This window comes from Mucilaginibacter gossypiicola, from assembly GCF_900110105.1.
Classification (GTDB): domain Bacteria; phylum Bacteroidota; class Bacteroidia; order Sphingobacteriales; family Sphingobacteriaceae; genus Mucilaginibacter; species Mucilaginibacter gossypiicola.
Genome location: NZ_FOCL01000005.1, coordinates 63,741 through 89,349, shown reverse-complemented (window position 1 = coordinate 89,349; position 25,609 = coordinate 63,741). Strand labels below are relative to the sequence as shown.

Below are 25,609 nucleotides of genomic sequence, written 5' to 3'. Positions count from 1 at the left end.
CTTCAAATATAGAAGCTTTTAGTAAACCGGGTAACAAACTGGCATTATCATTGTCATATATAACATAAAAAAATTAAGATGGGCTTTATCAAAACTCTTGCTATAGGTGCTGCAGTTGCTTACGGAATTAATTACGTAACCAAAAAAGGACCCGACGGTAAATCGATTATCGATAACCTTGTTGACAACGCCCCTGAATGGGCAGATCGCGCAAAAAAATACGGCGAACTTACTTTAGAGCAAATTGCCGTACGCACCCAAAATTTAAGGGATAACAGCAGGCGGTAATACGTACCGCTCTATATTTTTATACTCAGCATAATGATTAATAATAAAGCATGTTATTGAGCGAAGCGTGGCAATCTCGTAGCTACGCTCTGCAGCTTTGCATATCTTACAGGCATGGCTACGAGATTGCCACGTCGCCACCCCATGCTTTCCCTATGCAGCTCCTCGCAATGACATGGAGAATTTATTTAAGAATCAAGCTTAGTAATCAGCCATTGCTCCCTATATTGTTTGGGAGTTAACCCTTCAAAACGCTTAAAGAATTTAGTAAAGTTTGAGGGATCGAAGGTGAGCCTGCCTGCTATTTCGGCTACAGTTACCCTGTTTTCCTGAAGCATAGCTTTGGCAATTTCCATGATTTTTTCTTCAAAAAAGAAACAAGGGTGCTTGCCGGTAGTGAGCTTGATGGTATTGCTTAAATGTGTGGGATGGATATGCATTGCATCGGCAAAATCACGGATTTCGTACATATCCAATACGCGGTTGTTCAGCACATCATCGAGGTGTTTGTCAATGGCCTTTAAGTAATTGGCAGTAATTTCATGCTGCCTGGCCAGTATCTTTTTCGGAACGGTAAGCGTTGCTTCCATAAAGCAAAATTAAGCAAACAGATCGGGCTTAAACAGCGGCGTAACCCGCTTTTTGGATGCCTGTTCATAAGCATACCCTAATTTAATAATCTCCCCCTCTTTGTAAGCTGTACTAAAAAATGATAAGCCAACCGGCAAGCCATGCGCCAGCCCCATAGGTACCGTAATGTGCGGGTACCCGGCCATGGCAGCCGGTCCTGAAAAGCCGAAGCCATTATCATAATCGCCATTTACCAGGTCTATGCACACTGCAGGCCCATTGGTAGTGCCTATAATCGCGTCCAGCTTATATTTGGCCAGCATATCATCAATAACCTTGCGGGTGCCGGCATTGGTTTGTTTAACCGCGTCAAGATATTCTTTACTGTTCAAATCTCCCTTGGCTTGGGCCAGCTCAAGCGTTTCCTGCTTAAAAAACGGCATAGCCTTGGCCTCGTTTTGCTTGTTAAAGGCAATCACATCGGTCAGCGTTTTTATTTTGCTGTTGGCATTAACAAAGTATTGGTTAAGGCCATCTTTAAATTCATAAAGCAGCACTGTAAACTCATTATTGTTGATGGTTTTCAGCTCTTTGTTCAATTCTATCTCCACCACCTCGGCACCTTTGCTTTTCAATGTTTTGATAGCGTCCTGCAATAAGGCCACAACTGCTGGGTTATCGTTAAGGGCCGACTTTTCAACGCCCAGACGTTTGCCTTGTAAACCGTTTACATCTAAAAATTTAGTGTAATCAGCCTCCACTTTGCCCTTGCTACCAAGCGTTGCCAGGTCAAGTGTATCAATCCCGGTAAGTGCGCCAAGCAATATGGCAGCATCCTTAACCGTGCGCGTCATAGGACCTGCCGTATCCTGTGTTTTTGAAATAGGAATAATGCCCGACCGGCTCCATAAACCCACAGTCGGTTTTATGCCGACCAACCCGTTTACCGATGCCGGCGAAACTATAGAGCCATTAGTTTCAGTGCCGATACCTATAACACAAAGATTGGCCGCAACGGCCGTTCCCGTGCCGGCACTTGAACCACTGGGGTTCCTGTCTAAAATATAGGGATTTTTAGTTTGCCCTCCCCTGCTGCTCCATGCGCTGGTTGAATGTGTTGAGCGAAAGTTTGCCCACTCGCTTAAATTGGTCTTGCCCAATATCACCGCCCCGGCTTCACGAAGCTTATGTACTATAAAAGCATCTTGCTTGGCAAAATTATCCGCTAATGCTAATGAACCGGCTGTGGTATGCATGTTGTCGCCGGTATTGATATTATCCTTGATAAGCACAGGTATGCCATGCAACGCACCACGGACTTTGCCTTTTTCCCGTTCCCTATCCATTGCATCTGCCATGTTCAGGGCATCTTTATTAAGCTCGATCACAGCGTTGAGCATAATGCCTTTTTTATCTATCTGGTCAATACGCTTCAGGTACAGTTCGGTAATCAGCCTTGAAGTAAACTGTTTGCTCTGCATTTTTTGTTGCAGATCGGTTATCGTTATTTCACTCAGTTCAAATATGTCGTCCTTGCTGTTTTCTGAAGCAACGGTATCATCTGCTTTATTTTCGGCCGATGGCTGGTTGCATGAAGCCGCAACTAAAGTAGAGATGGTTAAACCCGCCAGTGAACCTGTTTTGAGGAAATTTCTTCTGTGCATAATTGTTTAAATAAAAGGCACTACAAGTAACAAAATATTTAACTACTTTGAAAGGCGTAGCAGGTGCAGATAGTTAAATGTTACAATGCACAAATAATCGGAGGGATGTTATGCGGAGTATTTAAATCCAGCTAATTCTGAAGATGAAATGACATCTCCACGCCGTCATGCTGAGTTTGTCGAACGCATGGTGGGTAGGCCTTTACGCACGAGTCTTCCAAAGGCTCAGACACAGGCCAGTTTTGTCAAAAACTTTGGGATAACGTTTTTCTCATTTAGATATCATACCTGATATCACATTAATACTCAACGCCACAATAGCGGTATTAAAAGCAAAAGAAATTAAACCGTGCAACCAGGCCAGGCGACGGATAGACCGGGCAGAGATCTCGACATCGGATACCTGGAAAGTCATGCCGATAACGAATGAGAAATAAACAAAATCAAGATAATCCGGCTCTTTTAAGTCGCCCGGAAAGTCAAGGCCACCTAATGGTTTTATTCTTTTATCATCATCAGGATCAGTAGCGTAATACATGTGCGCATAACGCAAGGTAAAAATGGTATGCACCAGCCACCAGGAAATAATTACCGAGCCCATAGCCAGTAAAACCCGGGCTGTCACTACCTCGTCCGACTGATTTTTAGTAGATATAAGCAAGAACACTATTGCCAGCAGGCTCGCCATTGAGGATACGATCACAAACAAGAATATCAGGGTACGGCTCGAGTCTTCGATGCTGGCAATTTTTCGGATCTCGGCGGGATTAGCCGTAAGGATAATAATCCAATCCATAATAATGATGCATAAACCGAACGCTATCCAGGTTACCAAAGCAACTGTTGGCGCCGAAAAATGTGCCCACGCGAAAAATAAAGTTATTGTTGCAGCTCCTAATGAGATCAGGAGGCGGTGATGGGCATCAAGACTAAAAAAGACTTTGGTTTTTGCTTTGGTTTTTTGAGGCATACAATTTAAGCTACACCATAAATATGATAATGTTTGATGTAGAATAAATGAAGATACTAAAAATCGTCTTCCTCAACAATCCAGGCCACACGGCCTACCTGCCCGTCGTCCAGTTGCACTTTTATTCCGCGCGAATGGTAAGCTGCACTGGTGAGCAGGCGTTTTACAAAACCGCGGGTTAGCGTACCGGTACGCTGATCCTTTTTTAATATGATGTCAACCTCAAGGCCGGGGTATATATCGCTTCTGTTTTGTCCGTTCATGACCGTTGATTTGTTTGATTACGTTGATTGCGCTGATTTTTCCATACGTCATTGCGAGGTACGAAGCAATCCCTGATTTGCTGAGCTGCTCTGTATAGTTCGCGATTGCTTCGTTCCTCGAAATGACGTAGTTTTATCCTTACTATTCAACCAACCCTTTTATTGCCTGTTCTACTTTTCCGAAGTCAAAATTATTGACCAGCTTATTGAAAGAGGCCGAGATCTGCTCGTTACCCAAATTGCCGATGCTACCCTCATGGGTATGATTTACCGTTTTATCGGGGTTAAAATCACCCGCTTCAATAGCCAAACCAACCTGCTTATAAGCATCACGGAATGGCGTACCGCTCAATGTTAAACGGTTCACTTCCTCAACACTAAACAGATAAGCGTATTTGGCGTCATCCAAAATATCCGTTTTTACGGTGATGTTTTGCAGCATGAAAGTTGCCATTTGCAGGCAGTGTTTCAGGTCGGCAAAGGCAGGGAACAATAATTCTTTTAATAGCTGTAGTTCGCGATGGTACCCCGATGGCAGATTAGTAGTCATCATAGCCACATCGGTAGGCAGCGCTTGCAGACGATTACATTTGCCGCGCATAATTTCCCAAACATCAGGGTTCTTTTTATGCGGCATGATGCTGCTGCCGGTAGTCAGGGCATCCGGGTAGCTCACAAACGAGAAATTCTGGCTCAGGTACAGGGTTTGGTCCATAGCCATTTTAGCCAGTGTAGCCGCAATGGTTGATATAGCCTGCGCTATGATGCGCTCGGTTTTACCGCGGCCCATTTGTGCGTAAACAACATTGTAATTCAGGTTATCGAAACCTAAAAGCTGCGTAGTTAAGGTACGGTTAAGCGGAAACGACGATCCATAACCAGCAGCCGAACCCAACGGGTTTTTATTGGTAATACGGTAAGCAGCCAAAACCAGTTCAAGATCGTCAACCAGGCTTTCGGCATAAGCGCCAAACCACAGGCCGAATGATGACGGCATGGCTACTTGTAGGTGTGTATAACCCGGCAATAAAACATCTTTGTGTTTATCACTCAATTCGATAAGCAGGCGAAACAGGGTCTCGGTGCTTTCAACAACTTCCTGTAACTGGCTGCGGAAAAATAGTTTCAGGTCAACCAAAACCTGGTCGTTACGGGAGCGGCCACTGTGGATCTTTTTGCCGGCATCACCTATGCGTTGGGTTAATAACAACTCAACCTGCGAGTGCACGTCTTCAACATGTTCATCAATTTTGAAACCGCCTTTAGCGATATCGGCATAAATATGTTTCAACTCACGCTGAACAAGCCCCAGATCAGTGTCGTCCATCAGCCCTACGCTTTGCAGCATGCGGGTGTGGGCCAACGATCCTAAAACATCAAACGCCGCCATTTGCTCATCAAATTCGCGGTCGCGACCAACAGTAAAGTTTTCAACCAGTTCGTTAACGTTGGTAGTTTTTTGCCATAGCTTGCTCATGGTGCAAAGGTATAAATTTGTGAATTTATGTGCATTGTTGAGTATTATTTAATATCGCTACCGCTCGGCTCCAGCCGAGTGGTCATTATTTCCAGGCCTCTGGCCTCTTCTATATACGTCGGCCAGAGGCCGTAGGATAGTTGCCACTCGGCTGGAGCCGAGCGGCGGCGTGAATTTTATAAGTGAAGATTTGTGAATTTCTCAACGTTGGTTCAAGCGTCCCACGCTTGAACCAACTAAATGGTAAGTGTCCACACTTATTTTGCAGGAGCGTGGACGCTCTCTTCCTAAATCATTCAAGCGTGGACGCTTGAATGTGCGAAGAAATTAAATGAATTTATTGAATTTGCTCAGCATTCTGTTAATTCCTTAATTCCATGAATTCGGGTTCAGACAAAAAACAGGCGAAATCAACGTAATCAAAAAAATCAACGGTCAGTATCCCGGTTCAGACAGTTCAGGATGGCAATCTCAATCCATCCGTTTAACATTGTTAATTGTGACAACTTATCATAGGCTTTGGCCAATATTGTATAAACCGCTATCTTAACCACATGAAACACCCTTTATGTAAGCCATTGCTTAGCATTGCCTTATTATGCTGCTCTTTTTCGATATCACAAGCCCAAACTCCGGGGGCTGCCGGTCTTAAATCCGAATATCTTGTAAACCCGATAGGTATCGACAATGCGCATCCCCGTTTAACCTGGCTCATGAATGATAAAGCTCAGGGTGCAGCCCAGAGTGCCTATCAGCTTTATGTAGGCACCGATTCGGCTGCCATTTCAGCAGGCAAAAGCAACGCATGGGCTACATCCAAAATTGCTTCATCAAATAACCTTGTTATTTATAGTGGCCAGCAACTAAAACCTTTTACTAAATATTACTGGAAGGTTCAGCTTTGGGATCAGGCAGGTAAAAAGCTTGCCCCGTCAGCTATAAACAGCTTTGAAACCGGCATGATGGGGATGCAAAACTGGGAAGGCTCATGGATCAGCGATAATAAAGGAATAGCAGTAAACCCAGCGCCCTATTTCCGCAATACATTTAAGGTAGCTAAGTCTATCCGCTCGGCAAGGGCTTATATCGCGGTTGCGGGTTTGTATGAGCTCTACCTTAACGGTAAAAAGATCGGGAATCATCGGCTTGATCCAATGTATACCCGGTTCGACAGGCGTACGCTTTACGTTTCTTATGACGTTACCGCTCAGTTGCAAAACGGCAAAAATGCCGTTGGTGTATTGTTAGGCAACGGTTGGTATAATCATCAGAGTACGGCTGTATGGTTCTTCCACCAGGCGCCATGGCGCGGTCGCCCGGCATTTTGCATGGATTTGCGGATCACTTATACCGATGGTACGGTTGAAACGATAAAGTCTGGTACAGATTGGAAAACTTCGCTCAGCCCTATCGTTTTCAACAGCATTTATACTGCCGAACATTACGACGGCAGGCTGGAACAACCGGGTTGGAATACCGCTAATTTTGACGACAGCAAATGGAAACCGGTTATTAACCGCTCGGCACCATCCATGAATATCGTATCACAGGCCATGCAACCTATCCGCGCGGTTGATACCATCAGCACCAAAAGTGTTACCAAGCTTGATAGCGGTGTTTGGGTATTTGATATGGGCCGAAATATTTCGGGCGTAAGCCAAATTACGGTTAAAGGTGATTCAGGTACGGTGATCCGCCTGAAACATGCAGAAAGATTGAACAAAAACGGACACGTTGATCAATCAAACATCGATCTGCATTATCGCCCTACCGATGACAAAGACCCTTTTCAGACCGATATTTTTATTTTAGGAGGCAAAGGCGAGGAAACTTTCTCTCCTCGTTTTAACTACAAAGGGTTTCAATATATAGAGGTAAGCAGCAGCAAACCAATTCAGATTGGCAAAGAAAACATCAAGGCATTTTTTATGCACAGCGATGTGGAGCCTATTGGTACAGTAAAAGCATCGAACCAAACCATTAACCAAATCTGGGCTGCCACCAACAACAGCTACCTGAGCAACCTTTTCGGCTACCCTACCGACTGTCCGCAACGCGAAAAGAACGGCTGGACAGGCGACGCCCACATCGCCAGCGAAACAGGCTTATATAACTTCGATGGAATAACTGTGTACGAAAAATGGCTGGCCGATCATCGCGATGAGCAGCAGCCTAACGGCGTACTGCCATCTATTATCCCGACTGGTGGCTGGGGCTACGAATGGGGTAACGGCCCTGACTGGACCAGTACCATCGCCATTATTCCGTATAACATTTATTTGTTTTATGGCGATAGCAAACTACTGGCCGACAGTTATAATGCGATTGAAAAATATGTAAACCATATTGATGAGCTTTACCCAACCGGCCTTACCACCTGGGGCCTGGGCGATTGGGTACCTGTAAAATCAGTTTCACCGGTTGAACTTACCTCGTCTGTTTATTACTATACCGATGCCAGCATATTGGCAAAGGCAGCTAAAATATTAGGTAAACAGGCCGACTATACAAAATATTCGGCATTGGCCAACAAAATCAAAAATGCCATTAATGCTAAATATTTAGATACTACAACCGGCATTTACGGCAAAGGCCTGCAAACAGAACTAAGCGTACCGCTTTACTGGGGTGTTGTGCCCGAAAACATAAAAAGTAAAGTTGCAGCCAACCTGGCCAAACGTGTTGAAGCCGATAATTTCCATCTGGATGTAGGTATATTGGGCGCCAAGGCCATCTTAAGCGCCCTAAGCGATAACGGGTACCCGGATGTAGCTTACAAAATAGCCTCGCAGGAAACCTTCCCATCGTGGGGCTGGTGGATGGTGAATGGCGCTACCACCTTATATGAAAACTGGCAGATAGATGCAAAATCTGATATTTCCCTCAACCATATCATGTTTGGCGAAATTGGTGCGTGGCTGTATAAAGGCATTGCAGGTATCCATCCCGATCCTGAACATCCTGGCTTTAAAAACGTACTGTTGCAACCGCATTTCGTACCGGGTTTAAATGCGTTTAGTGCTACTCACAAAGGGCCTTACGGTAAAATTGTTTCATCGTGGCAACGCACCGGTAACGGTGTAACTTATACAGTAACCGTACCTGCAAACTCAACTGCTACCGTTAGCTTCCCGGCAGGTAAAGTTTATCTTGCTGGCAAGGCAGTCAACAACCCTGCGTTGTACAAACTAAATTCGGGCAGCTATGTGTTCGAGGTAAAATAATATCGCCGCAAATGCCATAGTATTTTCATATTTTAATATCTGCGCATATCAAATGACCATTTACTGACAGGCCGGGGCAACCCCGGCCTGTTTTTGTACATAAATTTGTCACACCTTATTTACAGTCACTGATACCATGCGCAGGATATTATCTATCGTATTTTTATTATTTGTTGCAAAATTTGCCGTAGCGGGACCTGAAGAGCCATGGTCATTAAGTACCGACAAGGAAGGCATCAGGGTTTATACCCGTCATATTCCCGATTCAAAGATCAAAGCCATTAAAGTAGAATGCACTTTTAACGCTACAGCCGCACAGTTAGTAGCCGTTTTGATGGATATTAAAACCTGCGCCGAATGGGTTTATCATACCAAGTCGGCAACCGTAATCAAAGAAGTTTCTCCTTCAGATATATATTATTATTCGGAAGTAAACATACCCTGGCCGGTACATAACCGCGATTTTGTGGCACATTTAAAAGTTACGCAAGATCCCAAAACCAAAGTGGTTACCATCGACGCTCCGGTTATATCCAACATGGTACCTTTAAAGGATGGCATCGTAAGGGTCGAAAATTCGACTGGCCGCTGGGTGATTACGCCTGTTGACAGCAGCCATGTAAGCATTGTTTATACCCTGCACCTTGATCCCGGAGGCTCGGTACCTGCCTGGTTGATCAATATGTTTGCAGCACAAGGCCCAACCGAAAGTTTTAAAGGTTTAAAAAAACAACTTCAGAAGCCTGCTTATAAGGATATGAAGTTGGCTTATGTGCAGTAAGCGCCCCGGCACCCTACTTTTTAATTTCCAAACGTCATTGCGAGGTACGAAGCAATCCCCGATGAGCAGGTCCGCCCTGTATAGTTCGCGATTGCTTCGTACCTCGCAATGACGTGGTGTTAATTAGGCAAATCCCTATAATCCAATAAATCCTCCCAAATCCGGGTTCAGATAATCTGCAAATAAACGTCAACATTTTGCAAATAAAATTGAAAACTCGTATCACACTTAGCTGTACTTTCGATGTTAGTATATAACCGTTTAATTTGCCGGCAGGATACCAGGGGATAGTTGTGCAAATTATAAACGCTAATATTGCTTTAACCAATTTAAAGTAAACGTGTAAACGATGAGAGTTGCTTTGTTTGTTCCTTGTTATGTTGACCAGTTTTATCCCAAAGCGGCTATTGCCACGCTGGAGTTACTGGAAAAACTTGGCTGTGAGGTCCACTACCCTAAAAATCAAACCTGTTGCGGGCAGCCAATGGCCAATTCGGGCTATGAGCATTTAACTGGCGGTTGCAATAATTTATTTGTCGATAATTTTTCGGGATACGATTATATCGTTTGTCCCTCGGGAAGCTGTACCCTGCACATCAAAGAGCATTTACATGCCGATGGAAAAGAGGAAAAGGCAACCGAGATCCGCAAAAAAGTTTATGAGCTTACCGAGTTTCTCGTAGATATATTGAAGGTAAAACAATTGACAGCCAGCTTCCCTTACCGGGTTGGGTTACACCAGAGCTGCCATGGGTTACGCGGATTACGCATAGCCCAGATGAGCGAGCTGGTTGCCGAACCCTTCAGCAAACCGGCTCAACTACTTGATATGGTAAACGGGCTTGAACTGGTACCACTAAGCCGCCAGGACGATTGCTGCGGTTTCGGCGGTACATTTTGCGTGGTTGAAGAAGCTGTATCGGCCAAGATGGGTAAAGACCGTGTGGCAGATCACGTATCGCATGGTGCGCAATATATCACCTCGGCCGATCTTTCTTGCCTGATGCACCTCGAAGGCATTTTACGCCGCCAAAACAGTGATGTTAAAGTAATTCACGTAGCCGAAATTTTAAACCACAGCATGCAATGAGTACCGCTACGACCAAAGATCACCCGCATTTAGCTGCCGATTTTAACCGCGATGAACCCCGTGTAAACTGGCACGATGAAACCCTGTGGTGGATACGCGCCAAAAGGGATATAGCTGCACATAAGCTCCCCGAATGGGAACTACTGCGTGAAACGGCATCGCAGATAAAATTTAATGTACTTTCTAACCTGAGCAGCTACCTTGAGCAATTTGAGGCTAACGCCATCAAAAATGGCATCATAGTACACTGGGCGGCAGATGCTACTGAACACAACCAGATTGTACACAGCCTGCTTGAGCAAAAAGGCATTACCAAAATGGTAAAAAGCAAATCAATGCTTACCGAGGAATGCCATTTGAACGAATATCTGAAAGAACAAGGCATTGATGTAATTGACTCTGACCTTGGCGAACGTATTGTGCAGTTGGCCAATGAGCCGCCAAGCCATATCGTACTGCCTTGTATCCACAAAAAAAAGGAAGAAATAGGCGATATTTTCCACGAGCATTTAGGCTCAGCCAAAGGCGAATCGGACCCTAAGATATTGACTGAAACTGCCCGTCAGCATTTACGAGAGGTGTTTTTAACCCGTCGCGCGGCGCTTACCGGCGTTAACTTCGCAGTTGCCGAAACGGGAGAGTTTGTAATTTGCACCAATGAAGGCAATGCAGACATGGGCGCACATCTGGCCGAAATCCATATTGCTTCAATGGGTATTGAAAAGCTAATTCCCGAAAGGAAACATCTTGGGGTGTTTTTACGCCTGCTTACCCGCAGTGCTACCGGGCAGCCGATCACCACTTATTCGAGCCATTTCAGCAAACCGCAGGATGGCAGCGAGATTCATATTGTTATTGTTGATAATGGTCGCAGCATTCAGTTGGGACGTGAGGAGTTCCGTAACTCATTAAAATGTATCCGATGTGGGGCTTGTATGAACACTTGTCCGGTTTATCGTAAAAGTGGCGGGCACAGCTACCATACCGCTGTTGCAGGGCCGATAGGTTCTATCCTGGCACCAAATCTCGACATGAAAAAATATGCAGATCTGCCATTTGCCTCTACCTTATGCGGTTCGTGCAGTAATGTGTGCCCGGTTAAAATAGATATTCATGACCAGCTATATAAATGGCGGCAGGTAATTGTTAAAGAAGGCTATTCGCCCAAAGCAAAAACTATGGCCATGAAGGCTATGGCTTTAACACTGGCATCACCAACCTTATACCGTATGGGCGGTAAAACCGGGCGACTGGTATTTAAATATGCCCCGTTTGCAGTAAATAACAAATTAAACCCATGGTACAATCAAAGGGAAATGCCAAAGGCACCCGATGAATCATTTGGTGAATGGTATGCCCAAAGGAAAGGAGCAAAAAACTCATGAGCCGCGAAAAAATATTAGCCGCTGTAAAATTCAATCAGCCGCCTGCTTTGCCACTGCCTGATATGGAGGTGCTGAATACGCTAACCGATGTCAGAACCGAATTGGTGTCAAAATATAAAACCATCGCTACAGCAGGCGGAAGCTTTGTTTACGAGGTAAGCGGTTTTGATGAGATCAAAGCCATCATCAATAATGAATTTAAACCCGGCGTAAAGATCATATCGGCCCTTGATGAGCTAAGCGATTACATTTATGCTGAAACCGTAAAGCACGAAGACGGCCACAACTTTGCCGATGTGGAGTTAACCGTGCTCCGCACCAATCTTGGCGTTGCCGAAAACGGCGCACTTTGGCTTACTGAGAAGGACATGGGCAGCCGGGTACTGCCTTTTATTGCCCAGCATTTGGCAGTAGTAATTAGTAAAGACGATTTTGTGCCAACCATGGCCCAGGCCTACCAGGTTATTGGCGATGCTGCGTACGGCTATGGCGCGTTTATTTCCGGTCCTTCCAAAACGGCTGATATTGAACAGTCACTGGTTATCGGCGCTCATGGGCCGAGGAGTTTATCGGTTTTTATACTTTAAAATAAAGAGCCGCTAAAGTTATGTCATTGCGAGGAGCGAGGCGGCAATGAGCCTTGGGGCGACGTGGCAATCGCATGCTATACAGGGCGGCTATGCTTCCGTGCGATTGCTTCGTTCCTCGCAATGACATAGGTTTTGTATTTTTATTATCTCGCGCTCGTTTGCAACGAGTGCGAACATGGGTTTGCGTTTATAACGCAAAGGCGATACAATCGCTAAACCATATTAAGCGCTCGTTACAAACGAGCGCAAGACGACAACTCCCTTATTATCCCTAAAAATCAATCATTTACAACAATGACAAATAGATGATACAAAAATATACCGATTGGTATATTTTTGTACTGTCAAAACTAATGACACTCAAAAACATGAAAAACTCACAAAATACAGTACTTATCACTGGCGGTAGTGCCGGTATAGGTTTTGAAATTGCAAAACAACTATCAGCTAAAAATAACCATGTAATTATTATCGGTCGCAACCAGGAACGTCTGGATAAAGCAGCCGCCCAATTACAAAATGTAACTGCTATTAAAGCAGATATCTCAAATGCAGATGATGTAGAAGCATTAACCGCAAAAGTGAAAAAAGATTTCCCTCAGCTAAATGTAGTGATCAACAACGCGGGTGCAGCGTCAATCAATGACTTGCTTACTACACCTAACGTTTTCGAAAATGCGCAAACAGAAATGTTTACCAACTACATTTCAGTAATCCGCCTAAATGAAAAATTGTTGCCTGTTTTGCAACAGCAAAATGAAGCAGCTATCGTAAACGTATCATCAATAGTTGCGTTTTTACCGGGCAAACAAACTGCCACCTACTCGGCAACTAAAGCTGCCCTGCACTCATACACCATATCATTACGTGCCGCTTTAGAAGATACTAACATCAAAGTATTTGAGTTGATGCCTCCACTGGTTGATACCGAATTTTCGGCAGAGATTGGCGGTCATAATGGGATCCCTGCCTCACAGGTAGCAGATGAATTTGTAGCCGGTTTTGAAACCAATAACTTCGAGATCCGTGTTGGTGGTACAGAGCCATTCTATCGCTTGTATTTATCAAACCCGGCCGAAGCTTTGAAAGCCCTTCACCAGAGATAATTTTCTGGATTAATTTTTTCGCCCTAAAAAAATACCGATTGGTATTTTTTTAGGGCGATTATTAGTTTCTAATTCATATTCCAATGAAAAAAAGCATCCTCATCATTACCGTTATAGCCGCCGCTATTATGGAACTGATAGATACCTCCATCGTAAACGTTGCCCTCTCACATATGAGCGGTAACCTTGGCGCCACGCTTGAAGATACTTCCTGGGTTATCACGGCTTATGCTATAGCCAATATTATTGTAATACCCATGACCAGCTTTTTAACCGCAAAGCTTGGCCGCCGCAATTATTACATTGGCTCTATCATTGCGTTTACCTTCTTTTCGGCCATGTGTGGGCTGGCCTCAAATATCTGGACACTGGTCGCTTTCCGCTTTTTGCAGGGTATTGGCGGCGGAGCTTTATTATCAGTATCGCAGGCTATTGTGTTTGAGGTTTACGGTAAAGAACGTGTAAGCATAGCCAGCGCGCTATTTGGCGTAGGTGTGTTTTTAGGCCCAACAATTGGCCCTACACTTGGTGGTTTCATTACCGAAAATTATACCTGGCCATGGATCTTTTACATCAACATTCCTATCGGTATTGCTGTAACCGTATCAAGTTTATTACTGGTTACCGAGCCCGAAATAAAGGCTAAAGTAAAAAGTGTAGACTGGTGGGGTATCCTCCTGCTGATTATAGGTATAGGTTCCCTCCAAACCGTATTGGAACGTGGTGAAACTGACGATTGGTTTTCGGCAGGTTATATTATTGTGCTTACTATAGTTGCCGTCTTTAGCCTTAGTACATTCATTTGGTGGGAGCTTACAACCCCAAACCCGGTTATTGATTTGAGGGTACTAAAAAGCAAATCGCTCGCGGTGGCCGCTATACTGATTTTTGTAACCGGGTTCGGGTTGTTTACATCTGTATTCCTTACACCGGTACTTGCTCAAAGGGTGCTCCTGTTCCCGCCAACCATTACCGGGCTTATTTTGTTACCGGGCGCAGTGCTGGCCATTGTGGGCTTGCTATTTTCGGCCACCTTGTTAAAAAGAGGTGTATCTCCCTTGATCATTATCACCGCGGGGTTCGTTATCTTCATCAGCTTTACCTGGCAAATGTCGCACATGAATTTGGAAGCATCTCCTGGCGACCTTGTTGGCCCGCTAATTTACAGGGCAATGGGTATTGCCTTATTAACCGTTCCGCTCACTGCCCTGGCTGTGTCAGGGCTCGAGCTTAAAGATATACCACAGGGAACTGCATTAAATAACATGATGCGGCAATTAGGGGGCTCCTTTGGTATTGCGGTTATCAACACCTATGTGGCTCAACGTTTCGGATTACACCGTAATGACCTGTTGTCGAATATCAATATCTTCAACGATCAAACTACGGCGCGGATAGCTAAATTAACTAATTATTTCAGCAGCCGGGGTTTTTCATCATTTGACGCGCACAAAAAAGCCATTGCAGTTATTGATAGCACTATCAATAGACAATCATCATTGCTAAGTTACCTGGATGCTTACCTGTTTTCGGGCCTGATATTTTTACTGGCTATGCCGCTGCTGTTCCTGGTTATCAACCGCAAAAAACAAACCCGGCCGGTTGTTATTGTAAGCGATCACTAAAAACTAAATACCAGTTGGTATATTTGTATTATGGAAAACGAATTGTCAAAAGCCGAACGTACACGTCAATTCATTATTGAGCGTACCTCTCCTGTATTTAATAAAAAGGGGTATGCCGGTACATCCCTTTCCGATCTTACCGAAGCTACCGGATTAACCAAGGGTAGTATTTACGGTAACTTTAAAAATAAGGAAGAAGTAGCTGCCGAAGTATTTGAGTATAACTCGGGCAAGGTGCGCAAACAGATCCAGGAACGGATTCAGCGGGCTACCAGCTATCATGATAAATTATTGGTTTATGCCCAGGTATACCACAGTTTTACCCGGGGGGATTTTATCCCCGGCGGCTGCCCTATCCTGAATACGGCTGTTGATGCCGACGATACCAATCCTTTATTGAAAGATAAAGCCGCAAGGGCTGTTATCCGCTGGAAAAACGGCATCGAAAACCTTATTAAAGCGGGTATTGAAGCAGGAGAACTGAAGCCCGATATCAACACTACAGCAACAGCCTTAAGTATGATAGCGCTTATTGAAGGTGGTATTATGATATCGAAGGTAACAGATTCGCCTGCCAATCTGGATATAGTTTTGGCATCTGTTCATAACCTTGTAGATAGTTTAAAGCTTTAAATATTAATATATTTAGAGCTACAGGTTGTTACTTGATTGTTACAATAATTGGTTATAACTTTGAAAACAAAAGAAACGCTCCCCGCGTTATCTGCTTTACCAATTATTAATTATGTCAAAAAAAATATTGATCCTTGATGATAGCGAGGATATTTTGGAAGTGATGAAAGATGCTCTTGAAATGGAGCACTATGAAGTTGAGGTACTGAACTATACTGATGACATATGCAAGGCGGCGCTATCAGCCAATGCCGATCTTGTGATTTTGGACTACATTCTGTTCGGTATTAATGGTGGCGAACTTTGCCACATGCTAAAAACAACCCCGGCAACGGCGCATATCCCGGTGGTCATGGTATCAGCCTACCCGCGTGTACTTGAATCATTAGGCAACTATGGCTCCGACGCTTTTATTGCCAAGCCTTTTAACCTAAGCGATGTTATTGACACAGTTAACCACTGCTTTTTAACAACAGGTGATGACGTAGCCCATATGGCATAAAGAAAAGAGTTATTGCGAGTTTGTAACATCTCCACCCCGTCATTGCGAGGAACGAAGCAATCCCCTACTTACAGAGCCGCTCTGCATAGTTCGCGATTGCTTCGTTCCTCGCAATGACGATTTTTTTTATACAACTTTATTCTACCTGAACAAATCAAAACTATACTGCGCCGTACTCCAAAATTCATCAAGCGCAATAATTCGTGGTTTAAAGAAAGAGATCAATGATGGCCAGTCCTGCTGGTTAAATACGCTTACGCCGGGCAATGTTTTAATAATGCGGCTCACTGTTTTACCATACTCATCAATAGTATGCAACTGCCAATCCCATTCTTCATTAAGCTCGCTGTTCAGGATATTCTTTAACTCCATGAACTGATCGAACATCAGTTGCTGGATATCTGCATCGGGGTGGCTCATTTCAATAGCGATAAAAGCCAACTTTTTATCGGCCTCCATTTTAAAATACAGGTGTTTGATACCTGTTTTATAATTAACCCAGTTGGTACGCAAGCCATCGGCAGAAAGCTGAGGTTTGAGGTATTGTCCAAACGCCGTCCAGAAAGCCTGTTTTAATTGAGTTGCCTGTTCTTTTGAGTACAAATTTGCGGAGATTAATAAAGTGGTAAAAGTAAGGGTTTTAAAATTAAACTAAGGAAAGCCGTATCCGGACTTGGAGAGAGCTGAGATCGGTAAAGGTTAAATCACATCACCCGATATTGTCATCCTGAGAAACGAAGAATGACAAACGATAATCTTGCCTAATAAACCATATCTTTACCCATACACATATATTTTATGGCAAGCTACCAGGTAAACTGTATTGATAAACCCAAAGCATCAAGCACTCACGAACAAATAACCCACATCGGTTACTATGAATCGTTGGACAGGCCCAGGGTAGTGATTTCTGTTGCCGAAGCCATAGCCCGTATCGAAGCCAACAGCCAGGCTTTTTATGTAAGTACCGAAAGAGGCAAAACTTATCTTACCGTAGTAAAACCAGAAGACGGTGGTAAAAAACATCTCAAATCCCTAACCGACAGGGCTGGCATCGATAACCTGCTGACACTGGAGGAAGTTTAAATAGCAACGGTTAAAGCCTTGCCCCTTTAATCTTTTTCCTTTCGCTTCAAAAAACAATTTATTCCTTTTTATCAACTATGTACGAGGTAACTTTTTTTACCTTATCATTTTCCAATTCATAAATATCGGCATAGTACATAGCCATGTCCTTGCCATTTTTGTCTTTGCACTGAACAAGGCCGTCAACAGCAACGGTGTTACCCTCCACAATAATATGTTCCTTGGTTGATGAAACCATTTTTACATCTTCCATCCCGCCTAAAAATTGCTCCACTTCATTCTTTCCGTTCATAAAAGTTACGGACGAACCCTTCATAGTCCATTTTACGTCATCGGCAAAAAAGCTTAGGATCTTTTCAACATCATTATTATCAAAAGCGTCGATAACCTGTTGTACAATTTCTTTAGTTGTCATGATAGATTGATTTTGTTTAAGATAAAGTTAGGGAGGATATCTCCGGGATAAGAGGGGCAAAAATGACATTATCAGGGTGCTTTGCGACCATCAGAATTAAAAAAAACAGTCATTCAAATTATCCTTCTATAGCCTGCCTTTAAATCATTTCTATTATTTACCTTGCTTCAAGATAACCAACCTTAACATGATCAACAGACAACCGGTGGTTCAAAACCCCAATACCTTCCTAAAAACGACATCAGTAATCCATCTCGCTTTAATAGCCGGACAAATCATCTTTGCTGCAACAGCTTTCATGACAACTAAAAATCACGCAACAAATAAAAGTGATGATGTATTTATATACGTTGCGCCAATTATGGCTGTTACCGGCTTTGCTATAGGCAGTATATTGTTTAAAACAATGGTAAACAAAATAGACGGACAAAGCCCGTTGAAGACCAAACTCGCTGCTTACCAATCTGCATTGATTGTAAGGTTTGCTTTATTAGAGGGGCCATCCCTGTTTGCTATTGTGAGTTTCATGCTAACCGGCAACCTGATCTTTTTAGGTATTTCCGGAGCTATTATAGCCTGCTTTATTTATCTGCGCCCAACAAAGCAAAAAATTGAAGATGATTTAAGTTTAGGTTATGAGGAAAAGGCAGAACTTGATGGTACAGATAAAGCTTATTAATAGCGATTCATTTTAATAGAACCAATATGAATAACACTTATTTTGACCAGGACACTTATGATAACGAGATAGATCTTGAAACAAATGAAGATGTTTTAAAAAGGATATATAATGATGGTGTAACACCAACAGATGAATTGCCAATAGAGTTTTTCTTTCTTACTGATACCAAAGTAAAGGCCGATAATTTTAGAGATCATCTTCAGGAAGCATTCCCAACTTATCAGGATATTGAAATATCTGATTACGACGATGACTTTGAAATTTCAGGCACTACCCACCCCATTAAAATGGAGCTTAAAACCATTAATGACTGGAATTCGACAATGTGGGATATCGGCTATAAATTTGATTGCAGATTGGACGGATGGCAGGTGGGTACATAAACCCCATTGATCACAGCACCATAAAACTAATTAGCGCAATTCAATCTAATTCGAGAGATTTGTGATGATCAATCCCTGCCCGATATATGTATCCCGAACTCATCAATCACATCAAACGATACGTTCAGCTATCTGAGGCTGATGAAGCAAGCATCTGCCGGCATTTTGAGTTAAAGAAGTTTAAAAAGAAAGAGCTCATCTTAGAACCAGGCAAACATTGCGCAGGCAACTACTTTATAACCAAGGGCCTGGTTAGACAGTATTTTGTAAACAACAAGCTTAACGAGCAAATCATCCAGTTTGGCCTGGAAAGCTGGTGGATAGCAGATCAGGACAGCCTGCTCAATCATCAGCCGGCTACTACTTATATCCAAACTATTGAGGCCTCAGAATTGCTGCTCCTCACCGAAAAGAACCGTATAGCGCTATTTGAAGCAGTGCCGCAAATGGAAGGCTATTTCCGGGTGATGATGCAGAAAGCCTTTATAGCATCGCAACGCCGCATAGGTTATATCTTTAATCAAAACGATGAGGAGCGTTACCGGCACTTCACAGGTTTGTTCCCAGGCTTTGTGCAGCGGGTACCACAATATATGCTCGCCTCCTATTTAGGCTTCACCCCACAATTTTTAAGCAGGCTCAGGGCAAAAAAAATCTGATTTTCTTAAACTCAGTTCATTTTTTGAGGCCATGTTTATGCGCAACTTTGTATTAACAAAAAAGAAAAAAACATGAACCGCTTAAAAATCAACACCGCCGAACCAGCTGGATACAGGGCCATGATTGCCCTTGAAAAATACATTGAAAGCACTGAATTAACTACGCGTCATAAAGACCTGATCAAGATCCGTGCTTCACAAATTAATGGTTGTGCTTACTGTGTGGATATGCACACCACCGACGCCCGTAAAGCCGGCGAAACTGAACGCCGCATCTATAACATCAGCGTATGGCATGAAGCCCCTTTCTTTGATGAGCAGGAACGTGCTATCCTGGCCCTTACCGAAGAGGTAACACTGATCACCGGCCGCGTATCTGACGAAACCTATAAAAAAGCCGCAGAATTGTTTGACGAAAAATATTTAGCGCAAGTGATTATGGCTATCATCACCATTAATGCCTGGAACCGCATTGGTGTAACCACTCAACTTCAGCCACCGCTTAATTAATCCTTTTAATTTTGTTGTTTTGATTTTAAGCCGCCTGCGTAGTACCAGGCGGCTTCTTTTGTTAAATTACTAATCTGCTCCCCAGGCCATCATCAATGCCACTTCATAAGTGCCTAAAACGTTGGCCGGATCATTGGCTATAATTTCGTGCACCTGAGCTTCGTCATCAACGGCCAGGATGCCAAGGCCATAAACGCCTTTCGGGTCGAAAACCGGGCCAAAGATGAGTACAACTCCTTCGTGCATTTTTCCCCTCAGATATTCGGAATGCGCTTTCATGATCGTACGTTCATCATCAGTCATATCGTTAGGAAACGTAGGGCGGTTACCAGTCAGTTTTATTACGAAATGCTTTTTCATTCTAATAAATTTAAGAATTATCACCGAATGGATATTTAAAGGAATAATTATTGTTAGTTACCCAATAACATTGTAACCTTAAATAATTATTCCTATGGCAACAGAAGCAGGTGCATCCATTGGCAGCGCCAATGATGTAGTACTTTCCTTTGTAAAAGCATTAAACGATGAGGATTTTGTTACAGCTCGCAATTGCGCTGCCGACGATCTGAAATTTATAGGCGTACTTGGCCACCGCGACAGTGCCGACGCCTATTTTGCCGATATGCAGCACATGAAGTTAAAATATGATATTAAACGTGTGTTTAGCGATGGCGATGATGTATGTATTTTTTATGATATTGATATGGGCCGCGCCACCATATTTAGTTGCGGATGGTATCATGTGGCAGATGGCAAGGTAAATTCCATCAGGGTAATATTTGATCCGAGGCCTTTGTTATAGAATAAAAGAAATAAAATAGATCGTCATCGCTTCGTAACTCGCAATGACGATTTTTTCAAATAGGATCTTCAGCGTCCCATCAGGGTCTCTCGCAGAGGACCCTGATGTATACGTCAAACAGATTCGCCGTTCTGACTATCCTGATAAATATTTAGAACGCGGTGAACCTCAGGGTCCTCTGCGAGAGACCCCGAGGGGACATGAGCAATCCCAAACTATACAGGGTGAATCTGCCTATAGAGGATTGCTTCGTACCTCGCAATGACGCTTTTTAGGTATTACTTCCTCACCCAATTATCGGTACGGAAAGGTGAAGCCGGCAAACCAACGCCATTGTACAAAGTACTTACCGGGTTATTGGCCCAGGCGTACCTTACAGCAACCGGGTTTGTTACATCCGGACTGCTTACTATAACCTTATCACCTTTTATAACCGCGGTAGCCCAATGAAACTTCATATCCTCGCCGGCTATGGCAAAGCCCTGCATATTTTCGCCGCCCTGTGCTTTTAAACCGCCGTCAGTATAATTAAAGCTCAGCTCAATTTTATCGCCGTCAATTTTTTGCGACTTATACATTGGCCCTGAATAGGCTTGTTTTTTATGGTAGGTTTTATCAAGAGCAACCAATGCCAGCCTGCGGCCAACTTCCTGTTTATTTTTGGGATGGATATTGTCGGCTTCGCCAAGGTCAACAGCCACAGCCATGCCTGTGTTAGGCAATTCAAGCGTTTGTGTTTGCGCTTCTCTCAATTCGGCCCAGCCAGAGGGAACAGGATCAGCCTCACGTTTTTGCCAATTGGCTAATTGCACAAAGTAAAATGGGAAATTGCCCTGGTTCCAGGTAGTACGCCAGCCGTTTATCATACCCTCAAACAAATCTTTATACTGCTTTGGCCTCCCTGTATTGGCTTCGCCCTGGTACCAGATAGCGCCACGGATTGCCATTGGTGTAAGCGGATTAATCATGGCATTGTACAATACAGCCAGCCTGTTGGGGTTATCGGCAACAGGCATAGGTGGCAAGCTTTTTATGTTAAAACCTACCCTATAATCCCATGAACCGGCTAAAGACAGCTTTTCGCCCGATGCTGAGGTTAGCTGCATTTCATCAACACCATACAAACCACCGCCACCGCCGCTGTCAAATACGCGCACGGTGATAACAGCCTCTCCTGCTTTTACCTTTGCAGCTGGAATAGTGTAATTTCTCGATTGTAAGAATCCATCAGTAGCACCAATTTTTTCTCCGTTAAACCAGGTGATTTCGTTATCATCAATTTTACCTAAACTGATCTTAATGTCCTGCCCAGCCCAGGCTGCGGGAATACTGATCTTTTTACGGAACCATACAACGCCATCAAAATCTCCTAAAGCACTTTTTTCAAAAAACTGCGGGATTTGCATGGTTTTCCAGCCGGTAGTATCGGCGTTAAATGCATTATTGTTATTATACCCCCAATCGGCAGCAATAGCTTGTTTGTTCCAGGTATCCAGCCTTTGCACAAAAGTTGTTGCAGTTTCTGTTTTAGCAGTTTCCTGCTGTTGTTTAATCTGCTGACTAAAAACAGGGTTATTAGTTAAAGCATTTTCATCACTCCAGGCTTCAATCATGGTACCGCCCCAGTTCGTGCTGATCAAACCAATGGGAATTTTAACCTGCTTGTTAATTTCTCTTGCAAAAAAGTAAGCCACCGACGAAAATTCGCCGATAGTTTGGGGCGAGCATACGCGCCAGCCATTATTAGCCACTTTTAAGCTGGTTTGCGGAGTAAGATTTGTTGCCTGTGATACCTGTAATAAACGGATCTCCGGGTAATTGGCATTTGCAATTTCCTCCTTATAATTGTTCACCTGTCCCCAGCCCGCTACCGGCATTTCCATATTCGACTGGCCGGAGCAAACCCAAACCTCTCCTATCAACACATTATTTAATACTACCGGGTCGCTGCCATCGGTTATAGTAACCTGGTATGGGCCTCCGTACGATGGCGTTTTGATCTTCGTTTTCCAATTACCATCAGCATCGGCAACGGTTGTATATGTTTTGTTATTCCATGATGAAGTAATGGTCACGGTTTTACCGGCATCTGCCCTGCCCCATACACGGGCCATTGTTTTTTGCTGTAAAATCATGTTATCGCTAAAAACACCCGGCATTATCACTTTGGCGAATGCGCCGGCATTAAACAGTACGCTTCCAATTAGTAAGGGTAAACACTTTTTTAGGTTCATTAAATGCTGTTTTAAGACTATAGGTTTATTGTTGAATTGATTGGCATAAAGTTAAGTGCTGTAACTGACAAATTAAAAAACGTTTTAGCAACATTTAACAAACAATTATTTCAGCAGGATTAATTAAAGCAACATATCCTATCAATTTAAACTTTATTTAGACTTAATATAAATAACGGCTTATATTTGCCGGCGTTTAAGTTACACTAACTCATATTTACTATTGATGAAACCCTTATTCTCCATCATCCTCGCACTGCTGTTCATAACACCTTTTACTTTACGGGCCCAAACCACGGGCAATATTACCGGTAAAGTAACCTTAGTTGATGGCCAGCCGTTGGCATCGGGTTCAGTTTCCATCACTGAGCTTGCCAAAACTACCCTTACCGACGAAAACGGTAATTATTCGTTCAACAATATCGCCGAAGGCAGTTACACCATTAAGATACAGGTATTAGGTGCCGCCGAAAAAAACATCCCGGTAAAAATTATTGCAGGGCAAACTGTTACGATTAATTATCAGCTCCCCAAAGAGAACGTACAGGCCTTACAGGAAGTAACCATAACTACCAATACCAACAAGTTTTCAAAAAAAGAGAGTGTTTACATTGCCCGCCTTCCGTTAAAAAACCTTGAAAATCCGCAGGTTTATAATTCCGTATCTAAAGAATTGATCCAGGAACAGGTGGCCGTTGACCTGGGTAGTATTTCCAAAAACGTACCTGGTGCAGGTATCCCTATGATCGCTAACCAAGGCAGGGTTACCTTCCGTTCACGCGGTTTTGAAACAGAGCCTAACGCCCGTAATGGTGTTGCCGGTGCTGCTTTTTCTTTTATCGATCCGGTAAACCTTGAGCGTATTGAAGCCATCAAAGGCCCATCAGCTACGTTATTTGGTACCAGCATATCCAGCAGCTATGGTGGTTTATATAACCGTGTTACCAAAAAGCCTTACAATGGCTTTGGCGGTGAAGTAGCCTATTACGGCGGCAGCTGGAACTTTAACCGCATTGCCTGGGACGTAAATACCCCGGTTAATGCCGATAAAACAGCATTATTCCGTTTAAATGGTGCTACCTCATTTCAAAAAAGTTTCCAGGACCTGGGTTTTACCAATACTATAAGCCTTGCGCCAAGTTTTTCGTACCAGATAACCGACAGGCTTTCTTTATTGCTTGACGTTGAATTTGGCCAGGCCAAAGCAACTTCGGTGGTGCGTTTTAACCCTTATGTTGGTAACAAAACGCCGGTACCAGCAAAATCAATTGCAGATATTGATTTCCCATATAATAAAACTTTCATGAGCAATGATCTGGCTTACTCAACACAGATGATAAACATCTTTGCCCAGCTCAATTATAAGATTTCAGAAAAATGGACTTCGCAAACCATTATTTCCCGTGCACGCTCAACTATAAATGGTTACATCACGGCACTTAACGGTAAATCGGCAACTACTATAAGTCCACAGGTAATAGCAGGTAATACATCATTTATAGCAACAGATCTGCAACAAAACTTTATTGGCGATTTCAAGATTGGGAACCACCGCAATCGTGTGGTTGCCGGATTGGATTATTACAACAACTCAAACAGCTTTGACAGGGTAACCGTTAACCTGCCGGCTATTGATTTTATTAATGTGCCAACCAGTTATCGCGTTAGCCGTTTTAAAATCGACTCGCTGACCAGCAAAGGAACATTGCGTAAAGAGAATAATGGCGATAATACTTATGCGGCATATGTATCAGATGTATTTAACGTTACCAACCGTTTACTGGTAATGGCCAGCTTACGTGCCGATCGTTATCAGTATGGCGGTGTGTATAACATTGCAACCGGGGTAACCGCCGGTGGCCTTGGTGCAAACGGAGTGCAAACCGGTCCGTACGGGCAAACTGCTTTCTCGCCTAAACTGGGCGTGGTTTACGAAGCACTTAAAGACAGGTTATCATTATTTGGAAACTACATGAATGGCTTCTTTAATAAAAGCGGTGTGTTTAAAGATGGCAGCAGTTTTAAACCAGAGCATGCCAACCAGCTCGAATTTGGTGTAAAAGGCGATGTGTTTGACCACAGGCTTACCGGTACCATCAGTTACTATGACATTGAAGTGAAAGATATCATCAGGCCGGATCCGAATGATCCCGTTAACTATTCTGTACAGGACGGTAACCAGCGAAGCCGCGGCCTTGAGGTTGATCTTACTGCCAACCCTTTCGCAGGCCTTAACATTGTTGCCGGTTACGCTTACAACGACAGCAAGGTTACCAAAGGCGACTCAACAACAGTAGGCCTGCGCCCGGGTTTGTCGGGCTCACCGCATACCGTAAACTTCTGGGTTAGCTATCGGATACCAGCAGGCAATCTGAGAGGCTTAGGTGCTGGTTTTGGAGGAAACTATGGTAATGCTTCGTACCAAACCAATACCACACTCACCAAAATCGTTATTCCATCATACACACTGCTTGATGCAACGTTGTTTTATGATCAGCCTAAATACCGCATCAGCTTTAAGGTTGATAACCTAACCAGCGAAAAAGCATGGTCGGTAAGGTTAACACCGCAGGCGCCTGCCAGGTTTATAGGCAGTATGAGCCTTAAATTTTAAAACAACGAAGGGGGCATTAACGCCCCCTTCGTTGTTTTATATCAAAATAGGTT

The 25,609-nt window shown here is 43.6% G+C and carries 26 protein-coding genes; 17 read left to right on the top strand and 9 right to left on the bottom strand.

From position 1 onward, the window contains the following. The first annotated feature begins 78 nt into the window (after positions 1-78). Positions 79-288 carry a hypothetical protein gene (locus tag BMX50_RS18035; RefSeq protein ID WP_091211948.1) on the top strand — a complete coding sequence of 70 codons (210 nt, stop codon included), beginning with the start codon at positions 79-81 and terminating at the stop codon, positions 286-288. A gap of 188 nt (positions 289-476) precedes the next feature. On the opposite strand, the gene BMX50_RS18030 is transcribed toward BMX50_RS18035, so the two are convergent. From BMX50_RS18030 to argH, 5 genes are all read right to left on the bottom strand, one after another. Next, positions 477-878 (bottom strand): helix-turn-helix domain-containing protein, encoded by a 402-nt coding sequence (locus BMX50_RS18030; protein WP_091211947.1) that lies wholly within the window; start codon positions 876-878, stop codon positions 477-479. A gap of 9 nt (positions 879-887) precedes the next feature. Next, positions 888-2,522, bottom strand: coding sequence for an amidase (locus tag BMX50_RS18025; protein WP_091211946.1), 1,635 nt, complete (start codon positions 2,520-2,522; stop codon positions 888-890). Between the two features lie 271 nt (positions 2,523-2,793). Next, positions 2,794-3,492 (bottom strand): DUF1345 domain-containing protein, encoded by a 699-nt coding sequence (locus BMX50_RS18020; protein ID WP_091211945.1) that lies wholly within the window; start codon positions 3,490-3,492, stop codon positions 2,794-2,796. 56 nt (positions 3,493-3,548) lie between these two features. Next, a complete protein-coding gene (locus BMX50_RS18015; protein ID WP_091211944.1) occupies positions 3,549-3,755 on the bottom strand; it encodes a YwbE family protein in 207 nt (68 codons plus the stop codon). Between the two features lie 142 nt (positions 3,756-3,897). After that, positions 3,898-5,232 (bottom strand): argininosuccinate lyase, encoded by a 1,335-nt coding sequence (gene argH / locus BMX50_RS18010; RefSeq protein ID WP_091211943.1) that lies wholly within the window; start codon positions 5,230-5,232, stop codon positions 3,898-3,900. 554 nt (positions 5,233-5,786) lie between these two features. Here argH and BMX50_RS18005 point away from each other — a divergent pair. The 9 genes from BMX50_RS18005 (at position 5,787) to BMX50_RS17965 (ending at position 16,168) form a co-directional block, all read left to right on the top strand. Beyond that, entirely contained in the window at positions 5,787-8,456 is a 2,670-nt protein-coding gene (locus BMX50_RS18005; protein ID WP_091211942.1) for an alpha-L-rhamnosidase, read from the top strand. A gap of 136 nt (positions 8,457-8,592) precedes the next feature. Further along, complete coding sequence (locus BMX50_RS18000; protein WP_091211941.1) at positions 8,593-9,237, top strand: START domain-containing protein; 645 nt, start codon at positions 8,593-8,595, stop codon at positions 9,235-9,237. A gap of 349 nt (positions 9,238-9,586) precedes the next feature. After that, positions 9,587-10,327, top strand: a complete 741-nt coding sequence (locus BMX50_RS17995) for a (Fe-S)-binding protein (RefSeq protein ID WP_091211940.1) — start codon at positions 9,587-9,589, stop codon at positions 10,325-10,327. Next, positions 10,324-11,712 carry a lactate utilization protein B gene (locus tag BMX50_RS17990; protein WP_091211939.1) on the top strand — a complete coding sequence of 463 codons (1,389 nt, stop codon included), beginning with the start codon at positions 10,324-10,326 and terminating at the stop codon, positions 11,710-11,712. The genes BMX50_RS17995 and BMX50_RS17990 overlap by 4 nt, the downstream gene beginning before the upstream one ends. Next, on the top strand, positions 11,709-12,299 hold the full coding sequence (locus BMX50_RS17985) for a LutC/YkgG family protein (RefSeq protein ID WP_244281032.1): 591 nt from the start codon (positions 11,709-11,711) through the stop codon (positions 12,297-12,299). The genes BMX50_RS17990 and BMX50_RS17985 overlap by 4 nt, the downstream gene beginning before the upstream one ends. A 308-nt stretch (positions 12,300-12,607) precedes the next feature. After that, complete coding sequence (locus tag BMX50_RS17980; RefSeq protein ID WP_244281030.1) at positions 12,608-13,408, top strand: SDR family oxidoreductase; 801 nt, start codon at positions 12,608-12,610, stop codon at positions 13,406-13,408. Between the two features lie 83 nt (positions 13,409-13,491). Next, positions 13,492-15,033: a DHA2 family efflux MFS transporter permease subunit gene (locus tag BMX50_RS17975; RefSeq protein WP_091211937.1), complete on the top strand. Its 1,542-nt coding sequence runs from the start codon at positions 13,492-13,494 to the stop codon at positions 15,031-15,033. Positions 15,034-15,063: 30 nt separating this feature from the next. Then, entirely contained in the window at positions 15,064-15,666 is a 603-nt protein-coding gene (locus BMX50_RS17970; RefSeq protein WP_091211936.1) for a TetR/AcrR family transcriptional regulator, read from the top strand. Positions 15,667-15,778: 112 nt separating this feature from the next. Then, entirely contained in the window at positions 15,779-16,168 is a 390-nt protein-coding gene (locus tag BMX50_RS17965; protein ID WP_091211935.1) for a response regulator, read from the top strand. 141 nt (positions 16,169-16,309) lie between these two features. On the opposite strand, the gene BMX50_RS17960 is transcribed toward BMX50_RS17965, so the two are convergent. Continuing rightward, positions 16,310-16,771, bottom strand: a complete 462-nt coding sequence (locus BMX50_RS17960; protein WP_091211934.1) for a DUF4268 domain-containing protein — start codon at positions 16,769-16,771, stop codon at positions 16,310-16,312. A 195-nt stretch (positions 16,772-16,966) separates the two neighbouring features. Here BMX50_RS17960 and BMX50_RS17955 point away from each other — a divergent pair, with 195 nt between their 5' ends. Then, complete coding sequence (locus tag BMX50_RS17955; protein ID WP_091211933.1) at positions 16,967-17,254, top strand: DUF3892 domain-containing protein; 288 nt, start codon at positions 16,967-16,969, stop codon at positions 17,252-17,254. A 58-nt stretch (positions 17,255-17,312) separates the two neighbouring features. Here BMX50_RS17955 and BMX50_RS17950 read toward each other — a convergent pair whose 3' ends face one another. Continuing rightward, positions 17,313-17,669: a nuclear transport factor 2 family protein gene (locus BMX50_RS17950; protein WP_091211932.1), complete on the bottom strand. Its 357-nt coding sequence runs from the start codon at positions 17,667-17,669 to the stop codon at positions 17,313-17,315. Between the two features lie 187 nt (positions 17,670-17,856). Between BMX50_RS17950 and BMX50_RS17945 the strand changes: the two genes are divergently transcribed. From BMX50_RS17945 to BMX50_RS17930, 4 genes are all read left to right on the top strand, one after another. Further along, entirely contained in the window at positions 17,857-18,348 is a 492-nt protein-coding gene (locus tag BMX50_RS17945) for a hypothetical protein (RefSeq protein ID WP_143065208.1), read from the top strand. A 26-nt stretch (positions 18,349-18,374) separates the two neighbouring features. Continuing rightward, the gene (locus BMX50_RS17940) at positions 18,375-18,734 is read left to right on the top strand and encodes a ribonuclease E inhibitor RraB (protein ID WP_091211930.1); all 360 of its coding nucleotides are present in this window, start codon (positions 18,375-18,377) and stop codon (positions 18,732-18,734) included. 86 nt (positions 18,735-18,820) lie between these two features. Next, positions 18,821-19,393: a Crp/Fnr family transcriptional regulator gene (locus tag BMX50_RS17935; protein ID WP_091211929.1), complete on the top strand. Its 573-nt coding sequence runs from the start codon at positions 18,821-18,823 to the stop codon at positions 19,391-19,393. Between the two features lie 72 nt (positions 19,394-19,465). Beyond that, positions 19,466-19,903, top strand: coding sequence for a carboxymuconolactone decarboxylase family protein (locus tag BMX50_RS17930; RefSeq protein ID WP_091211928.1), 438 nt, complete (start codon positions 19,466-19,468; stop codon positions 19,901-19,903). 69 nt (positions 19,904-19,972) lie between these two features. On the opposite strand, the gene BMX50_RS17925 is transcribed toward BMX50_RS17930, so the two are convergent. Then, on the bottom strand, positions 19,973-20,263 hold the full coding sequence (locus BMX50_RS17925; RefSeq protein WP_091211927.1) for a YciI family protein: 291 nt from the start codon (positions 20,261-20,263) through the stop codon (positions 19,973-19,975). A gap of 94 nt (positions 20,264-20,357) precedes the next feature. On the opposite strand from BMX50_RS17925, the gene BMX50_RS17920 reads away from it, so the two are divergent. After that, positions 20,358-20,708 carry a nuclear transport factor 2 family protein gene (locus tag BMX50_RS17920; RefSeq protein ID WP_091211926.1) on the top strand — a complete coding sequence of 117 codons (351 nt, stop codon included), beginning with the start codon at positions 20,358-20,360 and terminating at the stop codon, positions 20,706-20,708. Between the two features lie 278 nt (positions 20,709-20,986). Here BMX50_RS17920 and BMX50_RS17915 read toward each other — a convergent pair whose 3' ends face one another. Continuing rightward, positions 20,987-22,942: a sialate O-acetylesterase gene (locus BMX50_RS17915; RefSeq protein WP_208864742.1), complete on the bottom strand. Its 1,956-nt coding sequence runs from the start codon at positions 22,940-22,942 to the stop codon at positions 20,987-20,989. Between the two features lie 226 nt (positions 22,943-23,168). Here BMX50_RS17915 and BMX50_RS17910 point away from each other — a divergent pair, with 226 nt between their 5' ends. Then, complete coding sequence (locus tag BMX50_RS17910; RefSeq protein ID WP_091211925.1) at positions 23,169-25,556, top strand: TonB-dependent receptor; 2,388 nt, start codon at positions 23,169-23,171, stop codon at positions 25,554-25,556. Positions 25,557-25,609 lie beyond the last annotated feature (53 nt).